The organism is Nocardia sp. NBC_00565, from assembly GCF_036345915.1.
Classification (GTDB): Bacteria; Actinomycetota; Actinomycetes; order Mycobacteriales; family Mycobacteriaceae; genus Nocardia.
Genome location: NZ_CP107785.1, coordinates 6,569,565 through 6,583,031 on the forward strand (window position 1 = coordinate 6,569,565; position 13,467 = coordinate 6,583,031).

Consider the following 13,467-nt stretch of genomic DNA (forward strand, 5'->3'; position numbering starts at 1 on the left):
CGTCGCCGCCGCCGCCCTACCAATCAGTACCCATAGCTGGGAAACATCATTGCTGGCTGCGGGACCATCGCAAGTTTGCTGGCCAACTGTCATCGATCTCACACAGCTTGCGAAGACGCGCTTTTGGCTGGGAAACCCCCGATCGGACGGACGGCGATATGAGATTTGTCTGACAGAAGGACGAGAGAAGGACGAGCAGTGACCGGATACTCGAACTGGCGGGACATCCGTGCGGAGTTCGTTGAGAGCGCCGGTGGCGAGGAAGTCGTCGAGGCCGGTAAACAGGAGCTTCTCGCGGAAGTGCGCGGACAAATCCACGACCACAGACGCAGTCAGTTCGGCCCGCTTGGGGTGTAGCGGCGCCGTGCCGGGTCGTAGAGATGGGATTGAGCGCAGGAGACTGCGGGGGTGAGGGCTCGGCCGACGAGGATGACCGCGGCCTGGCGAAGGTTTGCGGTTTCGACCTGATCGGCGATGTCGGTGAGGGTGCCACGCAGGATCATCTGGTCGGGTTGGCTGGCGCGGTAGACCACTGCGGTCGGGCAGTCGGGGCCGTAGTCCGGGGTCAGTTCGGCGGCCAGATCGCGGATTCGGGTGATGGCCAGATGTAGGACGAGGGTGGCGCCGGTGTGGGCGAAGTTGGTGAGCGCCTCGGATTCGGGCATTTTCGTCGAGCGTGCCCGGGTGCGGGTGAGGACGACCGATTGGACCAGTTCAGGGACGGTCAGTTCGGTGCCGAGCAGCGCGGCCGCGGCGGCGTAGGCGGGGACGCCGGGGGTGACGTCCCAGGCGACGTTATGCGCGTCCAGGCGGCGGGTTTGTTCGGTGAGGGCCGAATATAACGACGGATCGCCGGAGCAGAGGCGGGCGACATCCTTACCGGCTGCATCGGCCTGCAACAGGTGCTCGGTGATCTGGTCGATGTCCAGGTGTTGGGTATCGATCAGTTCGGTATCGGGGGCGCAGTGCGCGAGGACGTCATGGTCCAGGTAGGTGCCGGCGTAGAGGCAGACCGGTGACGTGCGCAGGAGGTCGACCGCGCGCACGGTCAGCAGGTCCGCCGCGCCCGGCCCGGCCCCGATGAAATGCACGGTCATGCGGTGAGTCTATGCAGGCGGTCGGGCGCGGTCGGCGGCGCTGGGTGTCAGGCGGTCGCGTCGAAGTGGGCGATCACCTTGCTGGGGCGTACCCGGACGACCAGCTCGCCGGGGACGCCGTTGCGCTTGCCGAATTCCGCGGCACGATCGGCACCCATATAACGGCCCGCGATCTCGGTGGCGGTGCGCAACAGTTCGTCGGGATCCTCGGACAGGGTCACCCTGCCCTGGATCTGCACGGACGAGTACGGCGGCCCCTCGAGGTCGACAATCACGGCGATGCGCGGATCACGCGCGAACGCCTTGCCCTTGACCGAGCCCTTACCGGTATTGAAGACCAACTCCTCCCCCTCGAGCACGAACCACACCGGTGTGACCACCGGCCGTCCATCGGCGGCCACAATCGCCACCTTGCCCGTTCGCGTGCCATGGGACAGAAAATCGCGCACCGCAGGATCCGAAAGTGAGGCCATCCCCCAACCCTAGAACCACCCCGCTCCCACCAACGGTATTGCCGGGTCACCGCCGCCCTGCTCGCGTGCGCGGGCGACCGCGGAGGTGCGGGAGCGAACAGCGAGTTCGGCGTAGTTGCTAGCGTCGCGGTCATGACCTCCGGATACGTGCCGCACATGTACTCGATTTCGATCAAGGGTGTCGTCGTTCGTGATGGGCGAGTGCTGCTGTTGAAGAACGAACGCGAAGAGTGGGAACTGCCCGGCGGCAGAATCGAACCCGACGAGACTCCGGAAGAGTGCGTAGCCCGTGAGATCACCGAGGAGACGCAGTGGCCGGTAACGACCGGGCCGATTCTCGACTCATGGCTCTACTACATCAACGAAGTAGAACGGCACGTGTTCATCGCGACCTACGGTTGCTACCCGGATACCGACGCCGAGCCGGTGCTATCCCACGAACACAAAGAGGTCGGCCTGTTCGCTGAAGACGAGATCGCTGGGCTGACCATGCCGGACGGATACAAGCGTTCGATCATGACTTGGTTCGCCCAGTTGAGGGCAGCAGAGAGCGTCTAGGGGCCTCATGTCGACCACCGGAACGTCCAAGTACAAGAGCGAGTACGCCCGCGGCTATGAAGCTCACGGCAAAGCCGAAGCCCTCGTGATGATCCTCGAAGCAAGAGGTTTGATGCTCTCCGAAGGGAACAGAGCCCGCATACTCGAGTGCACTGATCAGGACGAGCTCGACATCTGGCTCAAACAAGCCGCGTTCGTCGCCGTCGCCGACGACCTCTTCCGCTGACATAGCCACACGGCAGGTACCGAGCTGGCGTGGTGTCCGCGCCGAACAGTTTATGAAACGCCATGCACCCCTTGACCTGCGAGAGGTCAAGGGGTGCACGGGCTTTGAGACTAGAGCTGGCTCGTTGGGGCGCGGGTCTACTGGCGCTCGAACTCGCCGTCGACAAGGCCAGCGGTGAACGCTTGCCACTCGCCGGAGGTGAACACCAGCGCTGGACCGGCCGGGTTCTTGGAGTCACGAACACCGACCATGCCGCCGTCCAGATGTGCGACTTCTACACAGTCTTGCGAGCCACTGCTACGTGTGCTTTTAAACCAGAGCGCTCCGAACAGGTCGATGTTCACGGCGCGTGCTCCTTCGCTGCCTGACGAAGCAGGCGTTTGCTGTCTGGCACGTCCAACGCTACCCGCTGGATAGACACGAAGGCACGGGACTCGTTGGGGCACAGGTCTACTGGCGCTTGAACTCACCGTCGACAACACCAGCGGTGAACGCTTGCCACTCGCCAGGGGTGAACACCAGCGCCGGACCGGTCGGATTCTTGGAGTCACGAACACCGACCATGCCCCCGTGCAGATGCGCTACTTCTACACAGTCGCTCCCTCCCGCGCTGTAGGTGCTCTTGAACCAGAGCGCTCCGGACAGGTCAATACTCATGGTGTGCACTCCTTCGCCGCCTGCCGCAACAGGCGCTTGCTATCTGGCACGTCCAACGCTACCCGCTGGATTGACACGAAGGCACGGGACTCGTTGGGGCACAGGTCTACTGGCGCTCGAACTCGCCGTCGGCAACACCAGCGGTGAACGCCTGCCACTCACCAGGGGTGAACACCAGCGCTGGACCGGCCGGGTTCTTGCTGTCACGTACACCGACCATGCCGCCGTCCAGATGTGCAACTTCTACACAGTCTTGTGTGCCGCTGCTGCGTGTGCTCTTGAACCATCGTGCCCCCGACAGATCAACGTTCACCGGGTCAACTCCTCTGCAATCTTCAGGATCAGGCGGCGCGAGTCGGCCTCGTTCAGCGCCGCACGCTGTAGCCGAGTGTAGGCGTCACGGTACTGCTGTACTTCCTCAGGCTTTTCCAGGTACAGCGCGCCCGTATAGCCCTGAACGTAGATCACCGGAGGTTCGGTCAAATGCGCCGTCGGATGCTTGGGGAACTCCAACAGCACAAACGTGCCGACCAGCAAGCCGGGATGTGTGCCCGCGTCGGCAGGAACAACCCGAACAGAAACGTTCTTCAAACGGCTGACCTCGGCAATGTGCCGAAGCTGCGCGGCCATGATTTCCGGACTACCGATCGGGCGCCGCAATGGCAACTCATCCAGGACTACATCCAACGCGAGCGGGTTTGAGTCATCGGTGAGTCTGTCTTGCCGACGCGCCGCGAGTTCGATCCGGCGTTCTACCTCAGCGGTGTCAGCGTTGGGAACCTCAGCCCAGATCACTTCACGGCGATAGTCCGGTATCTGCAACAGTCCGGGGACGAGCGCAGCTTGATACGTAGTCAGCCGAACGGCAGCCTGTTCGAGTCCCACGAACAGGTCGAAGTGCTTCGGGATCGCGTCGCCGTACGCATGCCACCAGCCCTTACCCTGCGCCTCCTCGGTCAGCCCCAGCAAGATTTCCGTCTGCTCCTGCGTCGCACCATAAACCTGGCACAGCCGCTCGATATCGATGAACCGCAATCTCACCGGCTGTCCGGTTTCCATGCGCCAAATCGTCTGTTTGCCAACGGAGATAGCCGCCTTGGCTACATCCATCGTGATGCCCGCGTTCTCCCGTAAGTCGTGCAGCTCGCGCCCCAGCAGCCGCCTCGGAAGCGTTGAACCGGTACTCAATTCCTTACCCCTCCTGATGATTCCGGTCTTGTCTGGAACCAGACTGACAGCTCTGCTGGAACTTCGGAAGATTTCGATGGAAAGTTCCCGTTGATAGGTCGCACTCGGGCTCGGTCGGTGCTGAACTGAGCGAGCGCTCGGAGAAACGACTCTCTTACTTCCCTCATCGAGGACGGTTTTCTCAGGGGCCGGGCGCATCCAAGCCACAGTCGATGCACCGGAGGTCGGCAGATGCCGAACAACGAGCTTCCACAACGCAATCCGTTCACCGGGCCACCAGTCGGGGACTGGGCAGCACCGGGCGATCTGGTCGAACTCTTCGCGAACGCGCTGAACGAGTGGAAGACCGCCGAGTCGCCACCGTGCAAAGTCGCCGAGCCACTCACTCTCACGAGCCTGAGCACAGACCAAATCGACCAAGAGGTCTTCCGATGGCTCACATAGGTTTTGGCGACACTCCCGCCTCCCGGTGCGTCTACTACCGGCAGGCTTGCGACCTGCCCGCGAGCATCGACCCGCCACACCTCGGACGCATTGTCATGCGCGCCGCGCACGTGTGGGGCCTGTCCATGCCGACCGCACTCGGACAAGCCGTCAAGATCCGCATGCACAAGCAAGGCTGCGACATTGGGCCGATCATGTCGCATACGCGCTCAGTCCGTTGGACATTTCTGATACGGCCGGACCTGCCCGACGAGGTGCGCTTGTTCGCCGAAATGTTCCGGCTCAACGTCTCGGTCATCCGTGACGGCGGCACCATCGCGTTGCCCAGCCCAACAGATCAACGCGTCGAGTTCCGGCGCTGGATCGAACCACCACGATGCACATTCCGGCCGTCCGGACTCGTCGTGGTCGATTCGATCCGCGCATGTGCGGGACATAGCCGGGTTCGCATGATCACCCCAGTGCAGGCGTAGCCCGATGTCCGACATCCAGCCCCAACGACGCGAAATCGCCCCATCCGTGCGGGCATTGCTCGCAGCCTTCCACGCGGACACCCGAGACAAGCTCGAGCTCGCCCCGGTCGATAGCGCCCCGATCTACCAGCGTGCGGACGGTTCACTGAGCCGGGTCGTAGACGGCTGGATCTCCGACTCGGACGCCGATCTCGACAAAGCCGACGCCATCACCCTCGAACCGAGCAGTGTTCGCGACATCGAGTAACAAGGAGACCGTAAATCCAACAGCGCCAAGATGTTTCGCCACTGCCGCACGAACCGGACGTGCACCTCAGTGTATTCGTACACGGCGTGCGGATGGACTACGCCGCATGCCTGACCGCCGCGCTGGTGTTCGTCTCCGAGCATCGGGCACGCCACTACCTCGACGCCGTGAACATGCTCCCCGGCGATACCACCGGGCTTCGGAGACTCCCCAACGAACGCTTGTATCTCGAGCCGTGAACCTCGAGAATCACGAAAAGCGGTGCACCCCTGTATCCCTCGGAGACCATGGGTTACGCATTGCATACATACTGCGGCTCGAATGGTTCTGCTATGAAGACACAGGCATCGCCGAACCTTTACACGTTCCGCTGTTCCGGGCGCGGTGATGTCGAGTTCGTGCTGACCGAGGAGGAGATCCTCGACTCACTCGCTGAACATATGGCGAAAATTTCGGGACCACGACACTAGCGGCTGGTTGCGTGCGGGTCAGATAGGCGCACGGGTTCGATGTTCGCGTTCAAAGGAGAGGCGGGTGGAAAGGTGACCGGCAGTTGCGTCAGTGCCCGGTGGAAGGGCCCCGGCCGCCAGGTCGGCGTGCCGTCCGGTACGTCGAGCCGGATTTCGGGCAGGGCATCGAGGAGCTGGTCGATGGCATCCTGCGCGATCAAATAGGCAAGGGATTGCGCGGGGCAGGCGTGTGGGCCGATGCCCCAAGCCAGGTGGGAGCGATTACCTGCCAGCTCATCGGTGCGGATGGAAGGGTCGTTGTTGCAGGCGGCCATGCTGATGACGACCGGCTGATCGGCAGGCAGCCACACGCCGTCGATGAGGATCGGCTGGCGGGGGTAGGTGATCAGCAGGTTCGCCAGCGGCGGGTCATTGAACAACACTTCATCCAAGGCCTCCCGCGAGGACAGATTCCCGCCAAGGACACTGTCACCGAACCGGTAGTCGGTGAGGATCAGCAGGAGGGTATTAACGATCAGGTTCAGTTCGAACTCGATGCCCGTGCCGTAGACCTGCGATACGTGATGCGAGACCTCCACGTCATCCAGAGCGGCCGGATGCTGTTGCAGGACTGAGGTGATGTCGTTTCCGGGCTCCGTTCGTTTGAGGGTCACTAGATTCATCAGTGCCGCGCCGAGCATCTGGCTGCCTTTTTCAGCATCGACCCCCTCGAGCAACGCGGCCGTGCCTGCGGCGACCTGCTGCCCGATCTCCGGCGGGCAGCCGAGCATGGAATTGACGACTTCGAACACCAGCGGGTACACGTACTGGCTGATCAGCTCCGCGCGGCCCTCCTGGCAGAACCTGTTGATCAGGGGGGTCGCAATGTTCTCCACGATGTCGTGCATGGCGTAGAGATCCACGGCGTCGATGCTCGCGGTGATTGCCTGCCGATACCGCAGGAAGTCCGTCCCCGTGCTTCTGCTGGCCATGGGCCGCCACTCCAGCAGTGGGAGGATCGGGCAGTCGGAGGGGACCGTCTTCTGCCAGGTGCGCGGGTCGGCAGGGAAGTGATCGGGATCGTTGAGGATTCGCACCGCGGCGCTGTAGCCGATCACCAGCGTGGCAGGCACGCCGGGCGCCAGTTCAACCGGCGCCAAAGAGCCGTACTGTCTTCGCATTTCACGGTACGCATGGTGCGGATCGGCAGCGAACTCCGGCGAATGCAGAGGTATTCGCGGGCCGTCGGAAGCGATCGGCGAGCCGTGGATGACCGGGCACGACTGTGGGCGCACCTGGGACTGCGGCGTACTCAAGAAAGACTCCAGACTGTTCGTATTGCACGTTGCTGTGGCACTGCGCTGTGCCGAGCCACTGCTCCGAAGAGCACAGTCATCCTGCCGACCTCGACGGGAACCCGTCGATGGTATAGCGGACAGCCCAGCACCGTGAGACATCACGAAACCAGCCCGGCGTGAATCTCTTTCACACACCTGAGCTTCAAGCCCGCCCGGCGGGACTAGACGCCGAGGGCACCCAACGAATCGTGATCGTCGATCGCGGTGGTGATGCGCTTCAACAGCGTCAAACAAGTTTCGGTCGATTGCATCTTGGGTTGATACGCCGCACGGCCGATCGTGAAAGCCCATGCCGCGTAGGCGAACAGGGACTGCTGCCGATACAGCAGCCAGGCGTCGTCGAACGACGGCACCTGCCCGCCAGCATGTCCCAGCTCGTCCAGGTATGCCGCCAACAGTTCACGGTCCCACGCACGCCGGTCCTCGGGCTCACATCCGGAGTTGACGGCATAGGCGAAATCGTGCGCCCACCCGCCACGCATCACCACCTGCCAGTCGACGTACCCCATTCGCCCGTCGCGAGTCAGATATGTCTGCCCGATGTGCGGGTCGCCGTGTAACAAGGTCGCGGGAACGTCGTTGGTCGCGATCACGACGGCCCGCTCGACACCCGCCCACAACCGCTCGCTCTGCCCGTGCAAGCCATCGGGAACGACCTCTTCCGCCCGGCGCAGGCCTACCTCACAGCGCTTCTTCATATCGATCGCGGCGAGATAAACGTCGAGCATGTAGGCCGGGGTGTTGAGGACCGCGATAGACGAGTCCTCCCAGAACGTGCCGTGCAACCGGGCGAGATTGCGGACCAGATCTTCGATCTGGTCGCGGGCGATGGGAGCAGTCGGCTCGCTGAAAACGGCACCGCGCGTCGCGACGATATCCTCCATCAGCGCGATCGACCGCCACGACGACGGATCGGAGGCGCCCCAGTAGCCGATCGGGGCCTCCATCTCGACTCGCGGCCGGAAGTCACGGAAGAAGCGAGTCTCCCCCTCGATCATCTTTCCGCCGCCGAGCAGTATGCGCTGGCTGAAGGCCGAAGTCGTCTTCGCGAACAGCTCCGTGGGCAATCCCGCCTGAGTGCCCACGTCGTTGTAGTCGACCCGGATCGCGACCCGAGTGGACGTACCGCGGCTGCCGTTGGACGTGCTGAACGACAGCACCTCGGCATCGGGGACATCGCGACACAGGACAGCCGTCAGCCACTCCGGAGCGATTTCTTCGCCAGAAACCGGGACATCGTCGATGGACCGCGCCTTCGGTCGGGTGATCTTCTCGCCCAGCATATGAGCACCGACCGTGGCGGATCGCGTGAGCAACCAGAGCTTGTGGTTCATGTGCTTGCCTCGATTCCGGAGTACGACAACACTGTCCCGAGCGGCTGGCCGCGCGCGGCCGGGGCCCGCAGACAGTACCCCATAATTCCGGAAGACGTTGTACGACAAGGACGTTGCCCAAGTCTCCCGCTCGTCAGCGCAGGCTCTGTATGGCCCGCACCCACAGCACGGTCCTAGCTCCTGACCCCTCGGCTACGAATGTCGGTCAGATCGCGCCTTGCTCGCGGGCGCGGGCTACGGCGGAGGTGCGGGAGCGGACGCCGAGTTTGGCGTAGATGTGGACTAGGTGGGATTTGACGGTGGTTTCGCTCAGGAACAGTTCCTTGGCGATCTCGCGGTTCGAGCTGCCGTCGGCCACCAAGCGCAGCACCTCGATCTCGCGCGGGCTCAGCGTGGTGTCGGCGCGGCGCACCCGGGTCATGAGTTTGGAGGCCACGGCAGGCGAGAGCACGCTCTCCCCCGCGGCCGCCGAGCGCACTGCGGCAAGCAGCTCGCTCGGCGGGGTGTCCTTCAAGATGTAACCACACGCACCGGCCTCGATGGCGCTGAGGATGTCGGCGTCGGTGTCGTAATTGGTGACAACCAGGACGTTGGGCGGCGCTGGGAGGGCACGCAATTCGGTGGTCGCGTCCACGCCGGAACGACCGGGGCCGAAGCTCAGATCCATCAGCACCAGATCGACCGGGGTGGTGGCGCAGAAGGCGACGGCGGCCTCGGCGGTCGGCGCGTCCCCGACGACGGTGACGTCGTCATTGCTCTCCAGCAGCGCCCGCAGGCCCGCGCGGACGATGGCGTGGTCGTCGGCCAGCAGCAGGCGGATCATGGGCGAGGCTCCGGATCGGTCGAATCCGGTATGAGCGCAATAGGTTCCGGCTCGAGTGGGAAGGAGACGGTGACTGCTGTGTGGCCGGGCTCGGACTCCACTGCCATCGTGCCGCCCTGCTGTTCCACGCGACTGCGCATTGCGGCCAATCCGAAGGTGCCGGATGGCGCGCGATCCAGTACGGCCTGGTCGATGCCCTTACCGTCGTCCACCACATCGAGGTACACCTCGGTGTCGGCGTAGGTCAGGGTCAATCGCATCCGGCTCGCATCCGCGTGGCGCACGACGTTCGAGACCGCCCCCTGCGCGATCCGAACCAGCGCCGCCTCGATCGGCATCGGCAGCCGTTCCGGCGTTCCTTCCACCACCATCTGTGTGACCAGCCCTGGCGATTCCGCGCGCAGGCAGATGCGTTCCAGCGCCTGTGCGAGGGACTGTCCCTCCAAGGCCGCCGGGGTCAATTCCGCGATCAGCCTCCGGGTTTCGGCCAGATCCTCCGCCGCCGTCTCGCGCGCCAGCCGAATCTGTTGCAGCGCAGGATGATCCGGTGCCGACTGCTCGGCGGCGTGCAGTAGCAACTGAATGCTGCTGAGGCCCTGCGCGACCGTGTCGTGGATCTCCTGCGCCAGGCGCTCGCGCTCGGCCAGCTTGCCCGCCGTGCGTTCCTGTTCCGCGAGAGTCGCTCGGGTGCTGAGCAATTCGTCGATCAAACGCTGACGTTCGGCGGACTCCCGGAACAGCGCCTGGTAGCCGAGCCCGATCCCGACCGCGACGGCCGCACCAAGCATCGGCCCGATCGCACCCGCCACCGACCAACCGCGATGCACCCCGAAACCGATCACCGCCACCACGGTTGCCGCACCGACCGCGAGCAGGCTCCACGGACGCGGCAGTAGATGCAGATACAGGAAGAAGATGCCGAACGCGAGATACCCGGCATCGGGCGCGAGCACCACCAGACCCAGCCACAACACGGTCAGCGCGGCCAGCCACAGGCGGATGCCCGCCGGATGACGGCCGACCAACGCACCCGCGAAGTACACGGCCAGGAACACCGCGGTCAGCGCGACGACGCCGAGCGGATGCCCCGCGCCGGGCAGCAGCGCACGCACCGCGACCACCACCGCCAACGTCGTCACCAGCACATGCAGCCCTAACCGCAGCGCGGTGAAGACAGGGGTGAACGGCGACGAGTGCACCCAGCCAGCTTATGTGCGGCTACCTGGGCGGCATCCATCGAAAGGTGTAAAACACCGGCCAACCTTCGATCGGCGCGCATTCCTCCGCGTGCGCGATGGCGGGAGCCGTTCCGAGCGGGAGAGTCGAGGAATGTTCGTCGCACTCCGAGATCTGCGGGCCGCACGCGGCCGCTTTCTGCTCATCACGCTGGTCGTCACCCTGGTGGCGCTGCTGGTGAGCTTCCTCAGCGGACTCACCGCCGGGCTCGCGCACCAGAACATCTCGGCCATCGAGGCGATCCATGCCGACGCCGTCGTCTTCGCCGACAATGGCGCGGATCCCTCCTTCGACGCCTCCGCCCTGACTCAGCAGCAGGTCGAGACCTGGCGGACCGCCGCGGGCTCGACCGGCATCGTCGACCCGATCGGCATCAGCCGTACCGAGGCGGTGGCTAATCGAAGCGATACGAAACCCGCACAGGTCGCCCTTTTCGGAACCGCCGGAACCGCATTGGGCAATCGCGTCGCAACCGAACCGGGAGCAGTGGTGCTCAGCACCGGCGCGGCCAAGGCCCTCGACGCCATCGCCGGTGACTCCGTCACGCTCGGTACGGGCGCCTTTCGAGTAGCCGCGGTGCAGGACGACGACTGGTACAGCCACACCCCCGTCGTCTGGATGACACCTGCCGATTGGCAGTCGGTGAGCCCGCGCGGTGGCACTGCCACGGTGCTCGCGGTATCCGGCATCCCGAATATGGCCGCCGTCAACGCATCCGCGCATACAACCTCGACCAGCGTGTCCGGTTCGCTGTCGGCATTGAGTTCCTATCGAGCCGAAAACGGCTCGCTGACACTGATGACGGTACTGCTGTTCGCCATCTCCGCCCTGGTGATCGGCGCATTCTTCACCGTGTGGACGGTGCAGCGCATGCCGGATATCGCGACCTTGAAGGCACTGGGCGCGACCTCGGGCGCATTGGTTCGCGACGCCCTCGCGCAAGCGGCAATCGTGCTGACGGCCGGAGTCGCGGTGGGGCTCGGAATCACTATCGCCGCAGCCACATTCATGGGCGACGCACTGCCGTTCGTACTCGGCCCCTCGACCACCCTGCTGCCCGCGGCGGCCCTGATCACGCTCGGCCTGCTCGGCGCGGCCAGCGCACTGCGCTTCCTGTTCACCACCGACCCACTGACCGCGCTCGGCGCGGCCCGTTGACCTTCGGAGACCCGAATGACCACCACCATGACGAAAACCGCACTCACCGTCAGCGAAACCACCCTCACCTACCCGGACGGCGCGGGCCGACTCACCGCGCTGAACCACGTGAACCTGCACGTCACCGGCGGCACCATCGCCGCCATCACCGGCCCGTCCGGCTCCGGCAAATCCAGTCTGCTCGCGGTCGTCTCGACCCTGATCCGCCCCGACTCGGGCCGCATCACCCTCGAAACCACCAACGGCACAGCAGATCTCGCGACCATCACCCGCCGCGAAGCCGCCGCCCTGCGCCGCTCGTCCATCGGCATCGTCTTCCAGCAGCCGAATCTCATCCCCGCCCTCACCGCCGTCGAACAGCTCGAGGCCATGTCCCACCTCGGCCAGCGCCTGTTCACCTCCTCGACGCGACGCCGCGAAACCCACACCAAGGCAATGGAATTACTCGATGCCGTCGGCCTGGCCGACCAGCATGCCAAGCGCCCCGCGCAACTCTCCGGCGGCCAGCGTCAACGCGTGAACATCGCCCGCGCCTTGATGAACGACCCGGCCCTGCTGGTCATCGACGAACCGACCAGCGCCCTCGATACCGAACGCGGCATCGCCATCATCGAATTGATCCTCACCATGGTCCGCGACCACGGTGCCGCCACGCTACTGGTGACCCACGACCGCACTCACCTGCACCAGATGAACGCGGTCTACCGCATGGTCGACGGTGTCCTCGATATCGACCGCACCGCCGCACGCGTGGCCTGACACACGCCGATCGGATCGAAACAGCGAACCTACAAGCCCAGCAACACGTTCTGCTGTTCCCGAACCCGAAGGTGGATGGCCTCGACCACCGCCGCCACCTCCGGCCTGCGCAGCGTCTCGGTGCGCGTGACGAGCCAATACGACAGCCGGACCGAAACCTCCTTGCGCAGCACCCGAATCAGGTCATCGTGCCGGTCGGCCATGAAGCACGGCAGCAGACCCAATCCGGCTGCCGCCCGCGTCGCCTCGACGTGCACGAAGACATTGGTGGAGGTGACGGATTCGCGCATCGCGGGCGCGAAGCTGGAGGCGAGATCGAGATCGTCCACCTGCAACATCGAGTCGATGAAATACACCAGCGGGTGCCGCGCCAGATCCACTATGCCCGTCGGCGTTCCGTGTTCGCGGAGATAATCGCGCGAGCCGTAGAGACCGAGGCAGTAGTCGCCCAGCCGAGTTGCCTTGGCGCGGTGGACTTGCGGTTCGCCGACCACCACTTCGATATCCAGGCCTGACCGCTGCTGGGATGCGCGGCGGGTCGCGGCGACGATTTCGACGGCGATCTTCGGATGCCGCCGCTGCACCTCGGCGGCGGCCGGTGCGGCCATATAGGCACTGAAGCCGTCGGTCGCCGATATCCGGACAACGCCTTCCAGCACCCGTGTCCCATCGACATCAGTGGCGAGCGACTTCACCGCCGACTCGACTGCCTCGGCCGCCGCCAGCGCCTCCCGCCCCAGATCGGTCAGCTCCCAGCCACCGGTCACCCGGGTCAGCACCCGGCCGCCCAGCGTCTGCTCCAGCGCGGCGATGCGCCGGGAGATGGTGGTGTGGTTGATGCCGAGTTCTTCGGCGGCGGAGACGAAGCGGCCCGAACGCCCGACGGCGAGCAGAACCAGCAGGTCATCCGCACTGGGATGGCTGGGTCCGGTGGCCGCGTTCATATCTGCATTCTTGCAGATACGTACTGCACAACTGGTTATTGCG

At 64.5% G+C, this 13,467-nt stretch carries 19 protein-coding genes; 8 read left to right on the forward strand and 11 right to left on the reverse strand.

Going from position 1 to position 13,467, the window contains the following annotated elements; translation table 11 throughout:
• Nucleotides 1-332: 332 nt before the first annotated feature.
• Both cobM and OG874_RS30210 read right to left on the reverse strand, forming a co-directional pair.
• Entirely contained in the window at nucleotides 333-1,097 is a 765-nt protein-coding gene (gene cobM / locus OG874_RS30205) for a precorrin-4 C(11)-methyltransferase (RefSeq protein WP_330250488.1), read from the reverse strand.
• Nucleotides 1,098-1,144: 47 nt separating this feature from the next.
• On the reverse strand, nucleotides 1,145-1,570 hold the full coding sequence (locus OG874_RS30210; RefSeq protein ID WP_330250489.1) for a PPOX class F420-dependent oxidoreductase: 426 nt from the start codon (nucleotides 1,568-1,570) through the stop codon (nucleotides 1,145-1,147).
• A gap of 132 nt (nucleotides 1,571-1,702) precedes the next feature.
• On the opposite strand from OG874_RS30210, the gene OG874_RS30215 reads away from it, so the two are divergent.
• Nucleotides 1,703-2,128, forward strand: coding sequence for an NUDIX hydrolase (locus tag OG874_RS30215; RefSeq protein ID WP_330250490.1), 426 nt, complete (start codon nucleotides 1,703-1,705; stop codon nucleotides 2,126-2,128).
• 7 nt (nucleotides 2,129-2,135) lie between these two features.
• Nucleotides 2,136-2,354: a hypothetical protein gene (locus OG874_RS30220; RefSeq protein ID WP_330250491.1), complete on the forward strand. Its 219-nt coding sequence runs from the start codon at nucleotides 2,136-2,138 to the stop codon at nucleotides 2,352-2,354.
• 137 nt (nucleotides 2,355-2,491) lie between these two features.
• Here the strand turns inward: OG874_RS30220 and OG874_RS30225 are convergent, their stop codons facing one another.
• The 4 genes from OG874_RS30225 to OG874_RS30240 form a co-directional block, all read right to left on the reverse strand.
• Complete coding sequence (locus tag OG874_RS30225) at nucleotides 2,492-2,698, reverse strand: DUF397 domain-containing protein (protein WP_330250492.1); 207 nt, start codon at nucleotides 2,696-2,698, stop codon at nucleotides 2,492-2,494.
• 106 nt (nucleotides 2,699-2,804) lie between these two features.
• A complete protein-coding gene (locus tag OG874_RS30230; protein ID WP_330250493.1) occupies nucleotides 2,805-3,011 on the reverse strand; it encodes a DUF397 domain-containing protein in 207 nt (68 codons plus the stop codon).
• A 106-nt stretch (nucleotides 3,012-3,117) separates the two neighbouring features.
• The gene (locus OG874_RS30235) at nucleotides 3,118-3,324 is read right to left on the reverse strand and encodes a DUF397 domain-containing protein (RefSeq protein ID WP_330250494.1); all 207 of its coding nucleotides are present in this window, start codon (nucleotides 3,322-3,324) and stop codon (nucleotides 3,118-3,120) included.
• On the reverse strand, nucleotides 3,321-4,199 hold the full coding sequence (locus OG874_RS30240) for a helix-turn-helix domain-containing protein (protein WP_330250495.1): 879 nt from the start codon (nucleotides 4,197-4,199) through the stop codon (nucleotides 3,321-3,323). Before OG874_RS30240 ends, OG874_RS30235 begins: the two co-directional genes overlap by 4 nt.
• 231 nt (nucleotides 4,200-4,430) lie before the next feature.
• Between OG874_RS30240 and OG874_RS30245 the strand changes: the two genes are divergently transcribed.
• The 4 genes from OG874_RS30245 to OG874_RS30260 are packed head-to-tail and all read left to right on the forward strand — an operon-like array spanning nucleotide 4,431 to nucleotide 5,602.
• Nucleotides 4,431-4,643, forward strand: a complete 213-nt coding sequence (locus OG874_RS30245; protein WP_330250496.1) for a hypothetical protein — start codon at nucleotides 4,431-4,433, stop codon at nucleotides 4,641-4,643.
• Nucleotides 4,631-5,116 carry a DNA-directed RNA polymerase subunit beta gene (locus OG874_RS30250; protein WP_330250497.1) on the forward strand — a complete coding sequence of 162 codons (486 nt, stop codon included), beginning with the start codon at nucleotides 4,631-4,633 and terminating at the stop codon, nucleotides 5,114-5,116. The genes OG874_RS30245 and OG874_RS30250 overlap by 13 nt, the downstream gene beginning before the upstream one ends.
• 4 nt (nucleotides 5,117-5,120) lie before the next feature.
• A complete protein-coding gene (locus tag OG874_RS30255; RefSeq protein ID WP_330250498.1) occupies nucleotides 5,121-5,363 on the forward strand; it encodes a hypothetical protein in 243 nt (80 codons plus the stop codon).
• A 59-nt stretch (nucleotides 5,364-5,422) separates the two neighbouring features.
• Nucleotides 5,423-5,602: a hypothetical protein gene (locus tag OG874_RS30260; protein WP_330250499.1), complete on the forward strand. Its 180-nt coding sequence runs from the start codon at nucleotides 5,423-5,425 to the stop codon at nucleotides 5,600-5,602.
• A gap of 227 nt (nucleotides 5,603-5,829) precedes the next feature.
• Here the strand turns inward: OG874_RS30260 and OG874_RS30265 are convergent, their stop codons facing one another.
• The 4 genes from OG874_RS30265 to OG874_RS30280 all read right to left on the reverse strand — a co-directional run bounded on the left by OG874_RS30265 (nucleotide 5,830) and on the right by OG874_RS30280 (nucleotide 10,526).
• Complete coding sequence (locus OG874_RS30265; RefSeq protein WP_330250500.1) at nucleotides 5,830-7,128, reverse strand: cytochrome P450; 1,299 nt, start codon at nucleotides 7,126-7,128, stop codon at nucleotides 5,830-5,832.
• 203 nt (nucleotides 7,129-7,331) lie between these two features.
• Nucleotides 7,332-8,504, reverse strand: coding sequence for an aminoglycoside phosphotransferase family protein (locus OG874_RS30270; RefSeq protein WP_330250501.1), 1,173 nt, complete (start codon nucleotides 8,502-8,504; stop codon nucleotides 7,332-7,334).
• A gap of 205 nt (nucleotides 8,505-8,709) precedes the next feature.
• Nucleotides 8,710-9,327, reverse strand: a complete 618-nt coding sequence (locus OG874_RS30275) for a response regulator transcription factor (protein WP_330250502.1) — start codon at nucleotides 9,325-9,327, stop codon at nucleotides 8,710-8,712.
• The gene (locus tag OG874_RS30280) at nucleotides 9,324-10,526 is read right to left on the reverse strand and encodes a sensor histidine kinase (RefSeq protein ID WP_330250503.1); all 1,203 of its coding nucleotides are present in this window, start codon (nucleotides 10,524-10,526) and stop codon (nucleotides 9,324-9,326) included. The genes OG874_RS30275 and OG874_RS30280 overlap by 4 nt, the downstream gene beginning before the upstream one ends.
• A gap of 130 nt (nucleotides 10,527-10,656) precedes the next feature.
• Between OG874_RS30280 and OG874_RS30285 the strand changes: the two genes are divergently transcribed.
• Nucleotides 10,657-11,721 (forward strand): ABC transporter permease, encoded by a 1,065-nt coding sequence (locus tag OG874_RS30285; RefSeq protein ID WP_330250504.1) that lies wholly within the window; start codon nucleotides 10,657-10,659, stop codon nucleotides 11,719-11,721.
• Nucleotides 11,722-11,748: 27 nt separating this feature from the next.
• Entirely contained in the window at nucleotides 11,749-12,480 is a 732-nt protein-coding gene (locus OG874_RS30290) for an ABC transporter ATP-binding protein (RefSeq protein WP_330257478.1), read from the forward strand.
• A 29-nt stretch (nucleotides 12,481-12,509) separates the two neighbouring features.
• Here OG874_RS30290 and OG874_RS30295 read toward each other — a convergent pair whose 3' ends face one another.
• On the reverse strand, nucleotides 12,510-13,424 hold the full coding sequence (locus OG874_RS30295) for a LysR family transcriptional regulator (RefSeq protein WP_330250505.1): 915 nt from the start codon (nucleotides 13,422-13,424) through the stop codon (nucleotides 12,510-12,512).
• Nucleotides 13,425-13,467 lie beyond the last annotated feature (43 nt).

What these genes read in the sequence shown, in the direction of transcription:
- cobM (WP_330250488.1), bottom strand. Translation starts at nt 1,097, where the DNA reads ATGACCGTGCATTTCATCGGGGCCGGGCCGGGCGCGGCGGACCTGCTG.
- OG874_RS30210 (WP_330250489.1), bottom strand. Translation starts at nt 1,570, where the DNA reads ATGGCCTCACTTTCGGATCCTGCGGTGCGCGATTTTCTGTCCCATGGC.
- OG874_RS30215 (WP_330250490.1), top strand. Translation starts at nt 1,703, where the DNA reads ATGACCTCCGGATACGTGCCGCACATGTACTCGATTTCGATCAAGGGT.
- OG874_RS30220 (WP_330250491.1), top strand. Translation starts at nt 2,136, where the DNA reads ATGTCGACCACCGGAACGTCCAAGTACAAGAGCGAGTACGCCCGCGGC.
- OG874_RS30230 (WP_330250493.1), bottom strand. Translation starts at nt 3,011, where the DNA reads ATGAGTATTGACCTGTCCGGAGCGCTCTGGTTCAAGAGCACCTACAGC.
- OG874_RS30245 (WP_330250496.1), top strand. Translation starts at nt 4,431, where the DNA reads ATGCCGAACAACGAGCTTCCACAACGCAATCCGTTCACCGGGCCACCA.
- OG874_RS30250 (WP_330250497.1), top strand. Translation starts at nt 4,631, where the DNA reads ATGGCTCACATAGGTTTTGGCGACACTCCCGCCTCCCGGTGCGTCTAC.
- OG874_RS30255 (WP_330250498.1), top strand. Translation starts at nt 5,121, where the DNA reads ATGTCCGACATCCAGCCCCAACGACGCGAAATCGCCCCATCCGTGCGG.
- OG874_RS30270 (WP_330250501.1), bottom strand. Translation starts at nt 8,504, where the DNA reads ATGAACCACAAGCTCTGGTTGCTCACGCGATCCGCCACGGTCGGTGCT.
- OG874_RS30275 (WP_330250502.1), bottom strand. Translation starts at nt 9,327, where the DNA reads ATGATCCGCCTGCTGCTGGCCGACGACCACGCCATCGTCCGCGCGGGC.
- OG874_RS30285 (WP_330250504.1), top strand. Translation starts at nt 10,657, where the DNA reads ATGTTCGTCGCACTCCGAGATCTGCGGGCCGCACGCGGCCGCTTTCTG.
- OG874_RS30290 (WP_330257478.1), top strand. Translation starts at nt 11,749, where the DNA reads ATGACGAAAACCGCACTCACCGTCAGCGAAACCACCCTCACCTACCCG.
- OG874_RS30295 (WP_330250505.1), bottom strand. Translation starts at nt 13,424, where the DNA reads ATGAACGCGGCCACCGGACCCAGCCATCCCAGTGCGGATGACCTGCTG.